This is a genomic window from Methylobacterium sp. AC690 (assembly GCF_979256535.1).
This window is the reverse complement of record NZ_CEEDOX010000002.1, coordinates 99825-114122: the sequence shown is the minus strand read 5'-3', so window position 1 is coordinate 114122 and position 14298 is coordinate 99825. Positions and strand designations below refer to the sequence as shown.

Here is a 14298-nt window from a genome sequence, read left to right as displayed (position 1 = left end):
GTAAATCCGAAGGGGCGTCAGGCTTCGTCGGGGGCGTCGCGGCCTTCGAGATCGCCGATGCCGTAACGGTGCATCTTGGCGTAGAGGCCCTGGCGACTGAGGCCCAGCATCTCGGCGGCGGAGGCCCGGTTGTCGCGGGTGATGCGCAGGGCGGCCTCGATGCACAGCCGCTCGATGAGATCGGTCGATTCGCGCACCAGGTTCTTCATCGAGACACGCCCGACGAGCTCCGTCATCTGCTCGACGGAGCGGGGCAGCTCGCGCCCGCCCGCGACCGCCGCCGCGCGCCGGGGCGTCGCGCGGAGGGTGAAGCCGATGCAGGGCTGGCTGCCCCCGGCGACCGAGACGGCGGCGACCTCCACGTCCTCGACGCTGCCGTAGGCGCCGCGGATCTGCGTCGGGAAGTGGCGGACGGAGCCGTGCTGCGCCAGCGTCGCGAACAGGGCCGCGGCCTCGGATTCCTCCCGCCCGATCCAGTTGTCGAGGGGCTGTCCGCGAACCTGCTCCTCCGTGGCGAGCTGGACGAGGTCCAGGAAGGCGGGATTCGCCGTCAGCACCCGCCGGGCCGGGTCGGTGACCACGAAGCCCTCGGGCATATTCCTCACGACGTCGAGGGCGCCGGCACCGGTCCGGGCCGCGCCCGTCTCAACGGGCTCGGGGGAAGCCAGCCGCAGCAGGATGCTGGTGGCGTTCTCCTGGCGGAACAGCGAGGCGGCGACCCGCACGGCACCGCGGCCATGCCCGAGCCGGGCCTCCAGGTCGGCCGCCTGTCCGGTCATCCGGAGGCCGGCGAAGAGTGATTCGAGGTCGCGGGCACAGGCGCCGTCGAACAGGTCGACCGCGTCCTGGCCGACGATACGCTTCTCGGCCCGGCCGATCAGCCGGGAGGCGGCGGGGTTCACCTCGGTCACCCGTCGGGTCGCGGCATCGACCACCAGGACGGGCTCGGAGCCGAGCTGGAACAGCAGGCGGTACCGGGTCTCGGCGCCGCGCATGCGCAGGTAGTCGCGTTCCAGGGCCTGCTGCGTCTCGGCGAGCGTCCGCTGCAGCGAGGCCATGGCGCGCAGGTTTCGCCCGAGGACGAGGATCTGGCCGTCCTTGGCCAGCCGCATGGCGGCGTAGCGCACGGGCAGGTCCGTGCCGGTGGGCGAGACGTGGTTCACCTGGCGCCAGCGCGTGACGGCGCCGGGCGCGGCGTCCTTGAGGAGCGCGGCGATCTTCGGGCGACTCTCGACCGTCACGGTATCGACCCAGGGACGACCCAGCCAGGTGTCGCAGCCCTCATCCGCGAGATCGGCGCTGCCGAAGGTCGCTTCCCGGATGACGCCTTCGCCGTCGATGACCAGCGACAGGTCCGTCGCGGCAGCCACCAGCAATCCCGCCGCCTGCGCGTCGAGGGGTCCGAGGGACTTTTGAAGCGCCGCAAGCGCATCGCTCGCGGCAGGAAGCGCCAGGCTGGTCACGGATCACCAGGTCGGAATGGGGTCGGGCAGGTCGGATCGGGAGGGCGTGTTTGTCGATCGGGACTTCTTTCAGCAGGGTCTGACCGGCAGATCAAGCAAGCATTCGGCAACGGACAGGGCCATGCGGGCGTCACCGGCGCTCGCGTCGGCCCCGACGCGCCGGAAGCTGTCGGGATTGGCGGCAAAGGCCGGACCTCCAACCAGGACCCGCAGCGCATCGTTCCGCGAATTCCGGCGCAGCGCCGCGACGGTCTCGGTCATCGCGGGAAGCAGGGCCTCGCAGGCGAGGGAGAGGCCCACGACGTCGAACCACTCCTCCCGGACGCAGCGGAGGCTGTCCATCTCCGGCTGCGTGACCGTCGAGGTCACCGACCAGCCGGCTTCCCGAAAGAACTGCTCGACCAGGGTCAGGCCAAACCTGTGGGAATCTCCCGGACAGGGCAGCAGCAGGATCTTCCGGTTCACGGGGGGCGCCGCGGGCTCGCTACGAAAGCGGCCGGTGATCTCGCGCATGATCCGCTGCAGCCGTCCCATGGCGCGGGTCACTTCGACGAAGTCGCAGAGATCCTCCTCCCACAGGATGCCGAGGTGCCGGGCCGTCGGGGCGAGGAGGTCCAGGAGGAGGCTGTCGGTTCCGAGGCCACTCGCCAGGAGTTCGGCGAGCCGGCCCTCCACGTCGTCGCCGGCCGCGTCGAGCATGAGGGCCGTGAAGGCCGCGATCTGCGCCTCGCTCGGCAGCACGTCCGTCGGATCGGTGACCTGTTCGATCCGGTGCGCCAGCATCAGGCGGGGAATGATCTCGGCTTCGACGACGCGGGCCAAGTCTCGCTGCAGGCGGATCGCCTGACCGAAGACCGCGAGCTGCGCACTGATTTCCGACTCGCACAGGTCTGCAACATCCCGGCTGGATGGTTCGTAGCGCAAGCGATCACCGAACTGCCTCACATCATCCATTGGTCCCTCCCAATGTGTCTGACGGCCTGTGTGTCGGTTCGATCTTGCGCGTCGAATTCCGGGACTTTTGAGCGTGCACCGCAATATCCCGGTGCCGGGGTGGGCCAGCTTGGCCGGCACCTGCAACGAGGCTGCACGATACGCCCGAAACTCGCTTTATCAATACTCACTCTATAACTATTTTGCATTCAATCTGTCATTCGCTTTTGACGTAAAGCTGGCTTGACACTCCGGGGCCGCCTTCCTAACCTCCCTTCAACGAGGCCCGGCGACCTGGTCGCAAGGGGTCTCCGCAAGGGGGCGGACAGCATGATCCGGAGAGCGGACAGGCCCAGACGACCGCTCTACGACGCCGATCAGCGCGCCCGTCGCGACGCCACCCGCTGGACCCTGGTCCAGGGTGTTCTGGCCCCCCTTCAATTCCTCGTGTTCGCCGTGAGCCTGGGCCTCGTCCTCCGCACCCTGTGGACAGGCGAGGACGCAGCTGTCGCCAACGCGTCCGTGGTGCTGAAGACCCTGCTGCTCTACGCGATCATGATCACGGGCTCGATCTGGGAGAAGGCCGTCTTCGGCCGCTACCTGTTCGCACCGGCCTTCTACTGGGAGGACATGGTCAGCATGCTCGTGCTGGCCCTGCACACCGCCTACCTCGTGGCCCTGGCCGCGGGCGTCCTCGACACCGCCGGCCTGATGGGCCTCGCCCTGGCCGCCTACGCCTCCTACGCCGTCAACGCGGCGCAGTTCGTGCTGAAGCTGCGGGCCGCCCGCCTCCAGGTGCTGCCGTCCGGCTTCGTCGCGGAGGCCGCCCGATGAACGCCCACGCGCCGGTTTCCGATCTCACCGCCCCCGTTCTCGAGACGGGCTGCGACATCCGCCAGGAGCGCGGCCAGCGCGCGGTGTTCTGCGGGCTCACCGGCATCGTCTGGCTGCACCGCAAGATCCAGGACGCCTTCTTCCTCGTGGTCGGCTCGCGCACCTGCGCGCACCTCATCCAGTCCGCCGCCGGGGTGATGATCTTCGCCGAGCCGCGCTTCGCCACCGCCATCATCGACGAGCGCGACCTCGCGGGTCTGGCCGACGCGAACGAGGAGCTCGACCGGGTGGTCCGCCGCCTCATCGAGCGCCGCCCCGACATCCGCCTGCTGTTCCTCGTCGGCTCCTGCCCCTCGGAGGTGATCAAGCTCGACCTGTCGCGGGCGGCGCAGCGCCTCTCCCACACCTTCCACCCCGACGTGCGGGTGCTGAGCTACTCGGGCAGCGGCATCGAGACCACCTTCACGCAGGGCGAGGATGCCTGCCTGGCGGCCCTCGTCCCCGAGATGCCCCGCGCGCCGGAGGTCGAGGCGCCCGCGCTCCTGGTGGTCGGCGCCCTGGCCGATGTGGTCGAGGACCAGTTCGCCCGGCTGTTCGCGGATCTCGGCCTCGCCGCGGTGGCCTTCCTGCCGGCCCGGCGCGCCGGGGCGCTGCCGGCGGTCGGACCCAACACCCGCTTCCTCCTCGCCCAGCCCTTCCTCGCCGACACCGCCCGCGCCCTCGAGGCCCGGGGTGCGAAGCGGATTGCGGCGCCGTTCCCCCTCGGGGCCGAGGGCACGACGGGCTGGCTCGCCGCCGCCGCCGAGACCTTCGACGTGTCGCCCGAGCGCTTCGCCCGCGTCACCGCGCCGGGTCGCGCCCGCGCCGCCATCGCCCTCGACCTCTACCGCGAGCGCTTGGCCGGCGGACGGGTGTTCTTCTTTCCCGATTCCCAACTCGAGCTGCCGCTCGCCCGCTTCCTCGCCCGCGAGATGGGGGCGGAGCTGATCGAGGTCGGGACGCCCTACCTGCATCGCCAGCACCTCGCCCCGGAACTCGCGCTTTTGCCCGCTGGCACCCGGGTGGTGGAGGGCCAGAACCTCGACGCCCAGATGGATCGCTGCCGCGCGGAAAAGCCCGACCTCACGGTTTGCGGTCTCGGCCTCGCCAACCCGCTGGAGGCGGAGGGGCTGACGACCAAGTGGTCGATCGAGCTGCTGTTCACCCCGATCCAGGGCTACGACCAGGCCGGGGACCTCGCCGAACTCTTCGCGCGCCCGCTGAAGCGCCGCGCCCGGCTGGAGGTCTGAGGCGATGCAGCTCACGCTCTGGACCTACGAGGGCCCCCCGCATATCGGAGCCATGCGGATCGCCACCGCCATGCGGGGCCTGCACTACGTGCTGCACGCGCCGCAGGGCGACACCTATGCGGACCTGCTGTTCACCATGATCGAGCGGCGGGACGCCCGCCCGCCGGTGACCTACACCACGTTCCAGGCCCGGGACCTCGGCGCCGACACGGCCGCGATCTTCCAGGATGCCGTGGCGCACGCCTACGCCCGCTTCCGTCCGCAGGCGATGATCGTCGGCGCCTCCTGCACCGCCGAGCTGATCCAGGACGATCCGGGTGGCCTCGCCCGCGCCCTCGACCTGCCGATCCCGGTCATTCCCCTGGAGCTCCCGGCCTACCAGAAGAAGGAGAACTGGGGGGCCTCGGAGACCTTCTACCGCCTGGTCCGGGCGCTGGCCGGCGGCACCGCTGCGCCGCGCGCCGGGCGCCGCCCCCTCTGCAACGTCCTCGGCCCCACGGCCCTGGGGTTCCGCCACCGCGACGACCTCGTCGAGATCACCAAGATCCTCGGGGCGCTGGGCATCGACGTGAACGTGGTCGCCCCGCTCGGCGCCACGCCGGCCGATCTCGGACGCCTGGGCGAGGCCGACTTCAACGTCGTGCTCTATCCCGAGATCGCCCGCGCCGCCGGCCTGCACCTGCAGAAAACCTTCGGTCAGCCGATGGTCGAGATCGTCCCGATCGGCGTCCAGGCCACCATCCGCTTCGTCGAGGCGGTGGCCGCCGCCGCCGGGGTCGACCCGGCTCCCGTCCTCGCCGGCGCCCCCTCGCGCCTGCCCTGGTACACGCGCTCGGTCGATTCGACCTACCTCACCGACAAGCGGGTCTTCATCTTCGGCGATGCCACCCACGCGCTGGCCGCCGCCCGGGTCGCCGCCACGGAGCTCGGCTTCCGGGTGGTGGGTCTCGGCACCTACACCCGCGAATTCGCCCGCGAGGTCCGCGCCGAGGCGGCCCTGCACGGCATCGAGGCCACGATCACCGACGACTATCTCGACGTCGAGGCGGCGATCCAGGCCGCGGGGCCCGAGCTCGTGCTCGGCACCCAGATGGAGCGCCACATCGCCAAGCGCCTCGGACTGCCCTGCGCGGTGATCTCGGCCCCGATCCACGTCCAGGATTTTCCCGCGCGGCACGCGCCGCAGATGGGGTTCGAGGGCGCCAACGTCCTGTTCGACACCTGGGTCCATCCCCTGATGATGGGCCTGGAGGAGCACCTGCTCGGCATGTTCCGCGAGGATGCCGAGTTCCACGGGGCGGCCGCACCCTCGCACCTGCCCCGGCACGGCACCGCGCCGGCCGCAGCCCACACGGAGGCGCTGCCCGCGCAGGCCGAACCGATCCGCGTCACCTGGGCGACCGAGGCCGAGAAGGAACTGAAGAAGATCCCGTTCTTCGTGCGGGGCAAAGCCCGCGCGAACACCGAGCGCTTCGCGCGGGAACGCGCCCTGCCGCTCATCACCGTCGAGACCCTGTACGATGCCAAAGCGCATTTCGGACGCTGAGCGCCCGGCGCTCCGGGTCGTCCTCGTGACGATGGACAACCACGTGGCGAGCGCCCTGGAGCGCGCCCGCCAGCGCCTTGCGCGCGACCTGCCCGGCCTCGTCCTCGACTTCCACGCCGCGGCCGCCTGGGACACCGACCCGGCCGCCCTGGACGCCTGCCGGGCCGACATCGCCCGGGGCGACATCGTCATCTCCACCATGCTGTTCATGGACGAGCACGTCCGGGCCATCCTCCCGGCCCTGCTGGCGCGGCGGCCCCAGTGCGACGCGATGATCGGCTGCCTCTCGGCCAGCGAGGTGGTGAAGACCACCCGCCTCAATCGCTTCGACATGGACGGCAGCAAGCGCGGCGCCCTGGATTTCCTGAAGAAGCTGCGCGGCAAGCCCGGCGCTCAGGGCAACGGCGCCCGCCAGATGGCGATGATCCGGAAGCTGCCCAAGATCCTGCGCTTCATCCCGGGCTCGGCCCAGGACGTGCGCGCCTACTTCCTCACCCTGCAATACTGGCTCTCGGGTTCGGACGAGAACATCGCCAACCTCGTGCGCTTCCTGGTCGGCCGCTACGCCGCCGGTCCGCGCGAGGGCTGGCGCCGGATCGCGGCCGCGCCCGCACCGTTGAGCTACCCCGAGACCGGGCTCTACCACCCGCGCATGGCCGGCCGCATCGGCGAGGACCTGGCGAAGGTGCCGGCGCCCACCGCCCCGGCGAAGGGCCGCGTCGGCCTGCTCGTCATGCGCTCCTACGTGCTGGCCGGAAACACCGCCCATTACGACGGCGTCATCGCCGCCCTGGAGGCGCGGGGCCTCGCCGTCGTGCCGGCCTTCGCCAGCGGCCTCGACAACCGCCCGGCGGTGGACGCCTTCTTCCGCCGCGACGGGCGCCCGACCATCGACGCCCTGGTCTCGCTCACCGGCTTCTCCCTGGTGGGCGGCCCCGCCTACAACGATGCCGCCGGGGCCCAGGCGCTCCTCGGCGAACTCGACGTACCTTACCTCGCGGCCCACGCGCTGGAGTTCCAGACGCTGGAGCAGTGGGAGGGGTCCGACCGGGGCCTCTCGCCGGTGGAGGCCACCATGATGGTGGCGATCCCCGAGCTCGACGGCGCCACCGCCCCGATGGTGTTCGGCGGGCGCTCCAGCCGCTCCCTCGGCACCAGCGCCCGCGACATGGTCGTGCACCCCGAGCGCGCCGACATGCTCGCCGCCCGCATCGAGCGCCTGGTGGCCCTGCGCCGCAAGGCGCGGGCCGAGCGCCGGGTCGCGGTGGTGCTGTTCGGCTTCCCGCCCAATGCCGGCAGCATCGGCACCGCCGCCTTCCTGTCGGTCTACCACTCGCTCCACAACACCCTCGTGGCGATGGCGGCCGAGGGTTACGCGGTCGAGGTGCCCGAGAGCGTCGATGCCCTGCGCGAGGCGGTGCTCGCCGGCAACGCCGCCCGGTTCGGCACGCCCGCCAACGTCCATCACCGCATTCCCGCGGACGAGCACGTCCGGCGCGAGCGGCACCTCGCCGAGATCGAGGCCCAGTGGGGCCCGGCTCCGGGGCGCCAGAACAGCAACGGCGCCCAGATCTTCGTGCTCGGCGCACGGTTCGGCAACGTCTTCGTCGGCGTGCAGCCGGGCTTCGGCTACGAGGGCGATCCGATGCGCCTGCTGTTCGAGCGCGGCTTCGCCCCGACCCACGCGTTCTCGGCCTTCTACCGCTACCTGCGCGAGGATTTCCGCGCCGACGCCGTGCTGCATTTCGGCACCCACGGGGCGCTCGAATTCATGCCCGGCAAGCAGACCGGCCTCTCCGACGCCTGCTGGCCGGAGCGCCTGATCGGCGCGCTGCCGCACGTCTACCTCTACGCCGCCAACAATCCGTCCGAGGGCCTGCTCGCCAAGCGTCGCTCCGCCGCGACCCTGGTGAGCTACCTGACCCCGAGCCTGGCCCAGGCCGGACTCTATCGCGGCCTCATCGACCTCAAGGCCTCGATCGAGCGCTGGCGCGGCCTGGAGCCCGGCGCCGTCGCCGAGCGCCGCGACCTCGCCGAGCTGATCCAGGCCCAGGGCGCCGGCCTCGACCTCGTGGCCCCCGAGCCGGCCTGGGACGCGGATCTCGCCGGCCATGTCCATCGCCTCGGCGCGGCGCTCCACGAACTGGAGCACACCCTGATCCCGCACGGCCTGCACGTCACGGGCGCCGCCACCCCGCCGGAGGAGCGGGCCGACATCCTCCTCGCCCTCGCGGAAGCCAGCCACGGCCTCGTGCCGGCTCGCGCCGGGCTCCAGGCCCTCGTCGCCGGGAGCGAGATCGACGACGCCCTGGCGCAGGGCGGCCTCGGCCTCACCGACGCGAACCGCGCCGCCTTCGCGGCCTTGCGCGAGACCGATTGCCTGTTGTCACAGGATCACGAGATCCGGGGCCTGCTCGCCGCCCTCGACGGCCGCTTCATCGCCCCCGTGGCCGGCGGCGATCTCCTGCGCAACCCGGACATCCTGCCCACGGGGCGCAACCTCCACGGCTTCGATCCCTACCGTCTGCCCTCCGCCTTCGCCCTCGCCGACGGGGCCCGCCAGGCGGCCCGCCTGCTGGCGCGCTTCCGCGACGAAGGGGCGGCGCTGCCCGAGAGCATCGCCCTGGTGCTCTGGGGCACCGACAACCTGAAGAGCGAGGGCGGCCCCATCGCCCAGGCCCTGGCGCTGATCGGCGCGGCCCCCCGCTTCGACGGCTACGGCCGCCTCTGCGGCGCCACTCTGATCCCCCTGGACACCCTCGGACGGCCGCGGATCGACGTCGTCGTCACCCTGTCGGGGATCTTCCGCGATCTGCTGCCCCTGCAGACCCGGCTCCTCGCGGAAGCCTCCTACCTCGCCGCCACGGCCGACGAGCCGGTGGAGCGGAACTTCGTGCGCAAGCATGCCCTGGCGCTCCAGGCCGCGCACGGCATCGACCTCGAGACCGCGGCGCTCCGGGTCTTCTCCAACGCGGAGGGCACCTACGGCGCCAACGTCAACGCGCTGGTGGAATCCAGCCGCTGGGAGGAGGCGGACGAGATCTCCGAGACCTTCGCCCGGCGCAAATCCTTCGCGTACGGCCGCACGGGCGTTCCCAGCGCCCAGCGCGCCCTGATGGGGGCGGTGCTCGCCACCGTCGACCTCGCCTACCAGAACCTCGACTCGGTCGAGGTCGGCGTGACCTCGGTGGACCACTACTTCGACGGCCTCGGCGGCATGGGCCGCGCCGTCGCCGAGGCCCGCGGTGCGGCGGTGCCGATCTTCATCAGCGACCAGACCCGCGGCGAGGGCGTGGTGCGGACCCTGACGGAGCAGGTCTCCCTGGAGACCCGCACCCGGATGCTCAACCCGAAATGGACCGAGGGCATGCTCGGCCACGGCTACGAGGGCGTGCGCCAGATCGAGGCGCACCTCACCAACACCCTGGGCTGGTCGGCCACCACCAACGGCGTCGCCCCCTGGGTCTACCAGCGCATCACCGAGACCTACGTCCTCGACCCCGCGATGCGTGCGCGCATGGCGGCTCTCAACCCGACCGCTTCGGCCAAGGTGGCTCACCGGCTGATCGAGGCGCACCAGCGCGGCTTCTGGACCCCCGATGCGGAGACGCGCGACGCGCTCGACCGCGCCGAGGAGGAACTCGAGGACCGCGTCGAAGGCATCACCGCAGGGGTCGCCGCATGAACATCGCCATCCGTAATCCGGTCACGGCGCGCCAGCCCGAGGGCAGCGTCCAGGTCGAGCTCGATCCGAACCTCAAGATCGGCACCGCCAAGGTGTTCGCGGTCTACGGCAAGGGCGGCATCGGCAAGTCGACCACCTCGTCGAACCTGTCGGTGGCCTTCTCCAAGCTCGGCAAGCGCGTGCTGCAGATCGGCTGCGATCCCAAGCACGACTCGACCTTCACGCTGACCAAGCGCCTGGCCCCCACCGTGATCGATGCCCTGGAGGCGGTACAGTTCCACGCCGAGGAGCTGCGCATCGAGGACTTCGTCGCCGAGGGCTACAACGGCGTCATGTGCGTCGAGGCCGGTGGACCCCCCGCCGGCACCGGCTGCGGCGGCTACGTCGTCGGCCAGACCGTGAAGCTCCTGAAGGAGCACCACCTCCTCGAGGACACCGACGTGGTGATCTTCGACGTGCTCGGCGACGTGGTCTGCGGGGGCTTCGCCTCGCCGCTCCAGCATGCCGACCAGGCGCTGATCGTCACCGCCAACGACTTCGACTCGATCTTCGCCATGAACCGGATCGTCGCGGCGATCCACGCCAAGGCCAAGAACTATCCGGTGCGGCTCGGCGGGGTCATCGCCAACCGCTCGGCCAAGACCGACGAGATCGACCGCTTCAACGCCGCGACCGGCTTGGAGCGCATCGCCCACTTCCCCGACCTCGACGTGGTCCGGCGCTCGCGCCTGAAGAAGTCGACCCTGTTCGAGATGGAGCCGACGCCGGAGCTCGAAGCCGTCACCACCGAGTACATGCGCCTCGCCGCCCATCTCTGGGCCGGCGGCAAGCCGCTGAACGCGCTCCCCATGAAGGACCGCGACCTGTTCGAATTCCTCGGCTTCGATTGAGCGGGCGCCTCACCATGACCTCGCACAGCTACGCCGCCCGGCGCTCTCAGCTCACCACCTACTTCGACCGGACCGCCGTCGAGGCCTGGGCCCGGCTGACCTCGGACGCGCCGGTCTCGAAGATCCGCGCCACGGTGCGGGCCGGGCGCGATGCCATGCGGGCCAACCTCCTGTCCTGGCTGCCCACCGACCTCACCGGCCGGCGCCTGCTCGATGCCGGCTGCGGCACCGGGGCCCTGAGCCTGGAAGCCGCCCGCCGGGGCGCCGAGGTCGTCGCCATCGACGTCTCGCCGACGCTGATCGGCCTGGCGCGGGAGCGCACCACCCTGTCGGGGCCGGGGCGGATCGACTTCCGGGTCGGCGACATGCTCGACCCGGCGCTGGGCCGGTTCGACGTCGTGGTCGCGATGGATTCGCTGATCCACTACGCCACGCCCGACATCGTGCAGGCGCTGGCGGCGTTGGCGGCCCGGACCGAGGCCGCAATCCTGTTCACCGTGGCGCCGCGCACGCCCCTCCTCACCCTGATGCACATGGCCGGCCGCGCCTTTCCGCGCGCCGACCGGGCGCCCGCCATCGTGCCCGTCGGCGCGGCGGATCTGCGCCGCCGCCTGGCCGCCGAGCCGGCCCTGGCCGATGTCCGGATCGCGCGCGCGCACCGGGTCAACAGCGGGTTCTACCTGTCCCAGGCCTTCGAACTCCGGCGGGCACCATGACCCGCCTCGGCGCGTCCATGGCCCGCGCGATCCAGCGCGTCGGCCCCGGCTTCCTGCCCTTCGCCGACGCGGCGACGGCGGAACTGCCGATGGGGCGCCTGCTGCGGCTCGCCCTGTTCCAGGTCACGGTCGGCATGGCCGCGGTGCTGCTCATCGGCACGCTCAACCGGGTGATGATCGTCGAGCTGGCGGTCCCGGCCTGGATCGTCGCCGTGATGCTGTCCCTGCCGCTGATCTTCGCGCCCTTCCGCGCCCTCGTCGGCTTCCGCTCGGACACCCACCGCTCGGTCCTGGGCTGGCGCCGGGTGCCCTACATCTGGTTCGGCACCCTGCTGCAGTTCGGCGGGCTGGCCATCATGCCCTTCGCCCTGCTGATCCTGTCGGGCGACACCACCGGCCCGGCCTGGCCCGGTCACGGGGCCGCCGCGCTCGCCTTCGTCATGGTCGGCGCCGGCCTCCACACCACCCAGACCGTGGGCCTGGCGCTGGCCACCGATCTCGCCCCGGCCCATGCGCGGCCCCGCGTGGTGGCGCTCCTCTGCGTCATGCTGCTGGCCGGCATGGTGGTCAGCGCCGTCGCCTTCGGGCTGCTGCTGGCGGATTTCTCGGCCCTGCGCCTGATCAAGGTGATCCAGGGGGCGGCCCTCCTCACCGTCGTGCTCAACGGCATCGCGCTCTGGAAGCAGGAGCCGCGGTCGCCCGCCCGCACGGCGCCCGACCTGCCGCGCCCGGCCTTCGCGCAATCCTGGGCGCTCTATGCCGGCAAGGGCCGGGCGCGCCGCCGCCTCGTCGCCACCGGGCTCGGCACCGCCGCCTTCTCGATGCAGGACATCCTGCTCGAGCCCTATGGCGGGCAGATCCTGCACCTGCCGGTGGCCGCCACCACGGCGCTGACCGCGCTGCTGGCCGCCGGCGGCGGCCTCGGCCTCCTCGTCGCGGCCCGCTGGCTCGACCGGGGCGGCGACGCCTTCCGGGTCGCGGCCTCCGGCGCGGGGGTGGGCATCGCGGCCTTCTCGGCGGTGGTCTTCGCCGCCCCCCTGGATTCCGCCCGGCTGTTCGCCGTGGGCGTCGCCCTGATCGGCCTCGGCGGCGGCCTCTTCGCCCACGGGACGCTGACGGCCTCCATGGCCAAGGCCGGCCCCGAGGATACGGGTCTCGCCCTCGGGGCCTGGGGCGCGGTCCAGGCGAGTGCCGCCGGCCTCGCCATCGCGGCGAGCGGCATCCTGCGCGATCTCGGGGCGCATCTCGCCGAATCCGGCCGGCTCGGCGAGGCGCTGAACCTGCCCTCTACCGGCTACCTGATCGTCTACCACTTGGAGATCGCGCTGCTGTTCGCGACGCTGCTGGCCATCGGGCCGCTCGTCCGCGCCGAGAGCCGCGCGCCTCTCCCCCGATCCCTGCCCCGCTCAGCCTGAAGGAGACCGGCCATGCCGAGAGGTGAAATCACGGGCTACGTCGACGTCGCGCAGGTGGTCCTCTACGCGTTCTGGATCTTCTTCGCCGGTCTCGTCTTCTACCTGCGCCGCGAAGATCGCCGCGAGGGCTACCCGCTCGAATCCGAGGCCGCCCGCGGCCGGGCGATGCCGCCGGACCCGTTCCTGATCCCCTCGCCGAAGGAATTCCTCCTCTCCAACGGCCACGTGAAGCACGCGCCCCAGACCGGCGAGCGCACCCCCTGGAACTATCGCGGCCACAAGCACGAGGTCTGGCCGGGCGCGCCGCTCGAGCCCGATACGGACGGCCTGCACGACGCCATCGGTCCCGGCTCCTACGCCAACCGCGAAGACAGCCACGACGAGACCTGGGATCGCGAGAAGCGCATCGTGCCCCTGCGGGTCGCCGAGCACTTCATGGTCCACGAACTCGGGCCGAACCCCATCGGCATGTCGGTGTTCGGGGCCGACCGGCAGGTGGCCGGAACCGTGAGCGATCTCTGGGTCGATCGCGGGGAATCCATGGTCCGCTACTACGAGGTCGAGCTCGGCGCCGGCGGCCGACGGGTGCTGATGCCCGCCACCTTCTGCCGGACCGGCCGGTTCTCGCAGCGCGTGACCTGCGAAGCCCTGCTGGCGCACCAGTTCGCCGACGTCCCGACCACGAAGGACCCGGATTCGGTCACCCTCAACGAGGAGGAGCGCATCATGGCGTTCTACGGCGGCGGCACCCTCTACGCGACGCCCACCCGGCAGGAGGCCATCCTGTGAGCCGGTCCAGCCTGCGGCCCACGCCGCACAATGCGAAGACGCGGCCCACGCCGCACAATCCGAAGACGCGGCCCGCGCCGCACCTGCCCGCCAACGCCTTCGATGCGCCGCCCGGCCTGCCGGCGCCGCTGCCGGCCGGCGAGCACATCCTCTGGCAGGGCCGCCCCTGCGGTTTCGGCATCGCCTTCCGGGCGCTGCATCTGCGCCTCGTCGGCCTCTGGTTCGCCGGGCTGGCCCTCTGGGCGGCGCTCCCGGCGGCCCTGGCCGGACAAGGGCGGGAGGCCGCCTCCCTCGCCCTGCCGACCCTGGCGATCGGCACCGGCGCGGTGCTGCTCCTGGGTGTCCTCGGCTGGCTCTCGGCCCGCACCACCACCTACACCATCACCAACCGCCGGGTGGTGATGCGGATCGGCATCGCCCTGCCGATGACCCTGAACCTGCCCTTCGCCCTGGTGGAGGAGGCGGGCTGCCACCTCTACCGCGACGGCAGCGCCGACCTGCCCCTGCGCCTGCGCCCGGGCAATCGGGTCGCCTACCTCCACCTCTGGCCCCATGCCCGGCCCTGGCAGGTGAACCGGCCCGCGCCGATGCTCCGCACCGTGGCGCAGGGGGCCGAGGTGGCCGCAATCCTGGCCCGCGCGCTGGCCGCCCATCGCGAGGCGCCGGAGGCGGCGGCCGGCCCGGTCATCCTGAGGCCGCGCGCGGCCCCCGTCCCACGCCTCGCCACCGCGAGTTGAT

11 protein-coding genes are annotated in these 14298 nt (G+C 71.9%); 9 read left to right on the top strand and 2 right to left on the bottom strand.

Annotation, left to right across the window (positions count from 1 at the left end):
- Nucleotides 1–17: 17 nt before the first annotated feature.
- The gene (ppsR, locus tag AC0IY1_RS02885) at nt 18–1463 is read right to left on the bottom strand and encodes a transcriptional regulator PpsR (RefSeq protein ID WP_471767605.1); all 1446 of its coding nucleotides are present in this window, start codon (nt 1461–1463) and stop codon (nt 18–20) included.
- A 69-nt stretch (nt 1464–1532) separates the two neighbouring features.
- Nucleotides 1533–2417, bottom strand: coding sequence for a cobalamin B12-binding domain-containing protein (locus AC0IY1_RS02880; RefSeq protein ID WP_471767603.1), 885 nt, complete (start codon nt 2415–2417; stop codon nt 1533–1535).
- Nucleotides 2418–2726: 309 nt separating this feature from the next.
- On the opposite strand from AC0IY1_RS02880, the gene bchF reads away from it, so the two are divergent.
- The 9 genes from bchF (at nt 2727) to puhB (ending at nt 14297) form a co-directional block, all read left to right on the top strand.
- On the top strand, nt 2727–3230 hold the full coding sequence (gene bchF / locus AC0IY1_RS02875) for a 2-vinyl bacteriochlorophyllide hydratase (RefSeq protein ID WP_471767599.1): 504 nt from the start codon (nt 2727–2729) through the stop codon (nt 3228–3230).
- Nucleotides 3227–4519 carry a ferredoxin:protochlorophyllide reductase (ATP-dependent) subunit N gene (locus AC0IY1_RS02870; RefSeq protein WP_471767596.1) on the top strand — a complete coding sequence of 431 codons (1293 nt, stop codon included), beginning with the start codon at nt 3227–3229 and terminating at the stop codon, nt 4517–4519. The genes bchF and AC0IY1_RS02870 overlap by 4 nt, the downstream gene beginning before the upstream one ends.
- Nucleotides 4520–4523: 4 nt before the next feature.
- A complete protein-coding gene (gene bchB, locus AC0IY1_RS02865; protein WP_471767594.1) occupies nt 4524–6065 on the top strand; it encodes a ferredoxin:protochlorophyllide reductase (ATP-dependent) subunit B in 1542 nt (513 codons plus the stop codon).
- A complete protein-coding gene (locus AC0IY1_RS02860; RefSeq protein ID WP_471767592.1) occupies nt 6040–9750 on the top strand; it encodes a magnesium chelatase subunit H in 3711 nt (1236 codons plus the stop codon). The genes bchB and AC0IY1_RS02860 overlap by 26 nt, the downstream gene beginning before the upstream one ends.
- Nucleotides 9747–10640 carry a ferredoxin:protochlorophyllide reductase (ATP-dependent) iron-sulfur ATP-binding protein gene (gene bchL, locus AC0IY1_RS02855; protein ID WP_471767589.1) on the top strand — a complete coding sequence of 298 codons (894 nt, stop codon included), beginning with the start codon at nt 9747–9749 and terminating at the stop codon, nt 10638–10640. Before AC0IY1_RS02860 ends, bchL begins: the two co-directional genes overlap by 4 nt.
- A gap of 14 nt (nt 10641–10654) precedes the next feature.
- Nucleotides 10655–11356, top strand: a complete 702-nt coding sequence (bchM, locus tag AC0IY1_RS02850) for a magnesium protoporphyrin IX methyltransferase (RefSeq protein ID WP_471767587.1) — start codon at nt 10655–10657, stop codon at nt 11354–11356.
- The gene (locus AC0IY1_RS02845; RefSeq protein ID WP_471767584.1) at nt 11353–12771 is read left to right on the top strand and encodes an MFS transporter; all 1419 of its coding nucleotides are present in this window, start codon (nt 11353–11355) and stop codon (nt 12769–12771) included. The genes bchM and AC0IY1_RS02845 overlap by 4 nt, the downstream gene beginning before the upstream one ends.
- A gap of 12 nt (nt 12772–12783) precedes the next feature.
- Nucleotides 12784–13560 (top strand): photosynthetic reaction center subunit H, encoded by a 777-nt coding sequence (gene puhA, locus AC0IY1_RS02840; RefSeq protein ID WP_055956067.1) that lies wholly within the window; start codon nt 12784–12786, stop codon nt 13558–13560.
- Nucleotides 13561–13643: 83 nt separating this feature from the next.
- Nucleotides 13644–14297 carry a photosynthetic complex putative assembly protein PuhB gene (puhB, locus tag AC0IY1_RS02835; protein ID WP_471767943.1) on the top strand — a complete coding sequence of 218 codons (654 nt, stop codon included), beginning with the start codon at nt 13644–13646 and terminating at the stop codon, nt 14295–14297.
- The last annotated feature ends 1 nt before the right edge of the window (nt 14298 follow it).

Bases quoted from the DNA above. Each gene is read 5' to 3' on its own strand.
- bchM (WP_471767587.1), top strand. From the start codon at position 10,655: ATGACCTCGCACAGCTACGCCGCCCGGCGCTCTCAGCTCACCACCTAC.
- bchF (WP_471767599.1), top strand. From the start codon at position 2,727: ATGATCCGGAGAGCGGACAGGCCCAGACGACCGCTCTACGACGCCGAT.
- puhA (WP_055956067.1), top strand. From the start codon at position 12,784: ATGCCGAGAGGTGAAATCACGGGCTACGTCGACGTCGCGCAGGTGGTC.
- AC0IY1_RS02860 (WP_471767592.1), top strand. From the start codon at position 6,040: ATGCCAAAGCGCATTTCGGACGCTGAGCGCCCGGCGCTCCGGGTCGTC.
- bchL (WP_471767589.1), top strand. From the start codon at position 9,747: ATGAACATCGCCATCCGTAATCCGGTCACGGCGCGCCAGCCCGAGGGC.
- bchB (WP_471767594.1), top strand. From the start codon at position 4,524: ATGCAGCTCACGCTCTGGACCTACGAGGGCCCCCCGCATATCGGAGCC.
- AC0IY1_RS02870 (WP_471767596.1), top strand. From the start codon at position 3,227: ATGAACGCCCACGCGCCGGTTTCCGATCTCACCGCCCCCGTTCTCGAG.
- AC0IY1_RS02880 (WP_471767603.1), bottom strand. From the start codon at position 2,417: ATGGATGATGTGAGGCAGTTCGGTGATCGCTTGCGCTACGAACCATCC.
- AC0IY1_RS02845 (WP_471767584.1), top strand. From the start codon at position 11,353: ATGACCCGCCTCGGCGCGTCCATGGCCCGCGCGATCCAGCGCGTCGGC.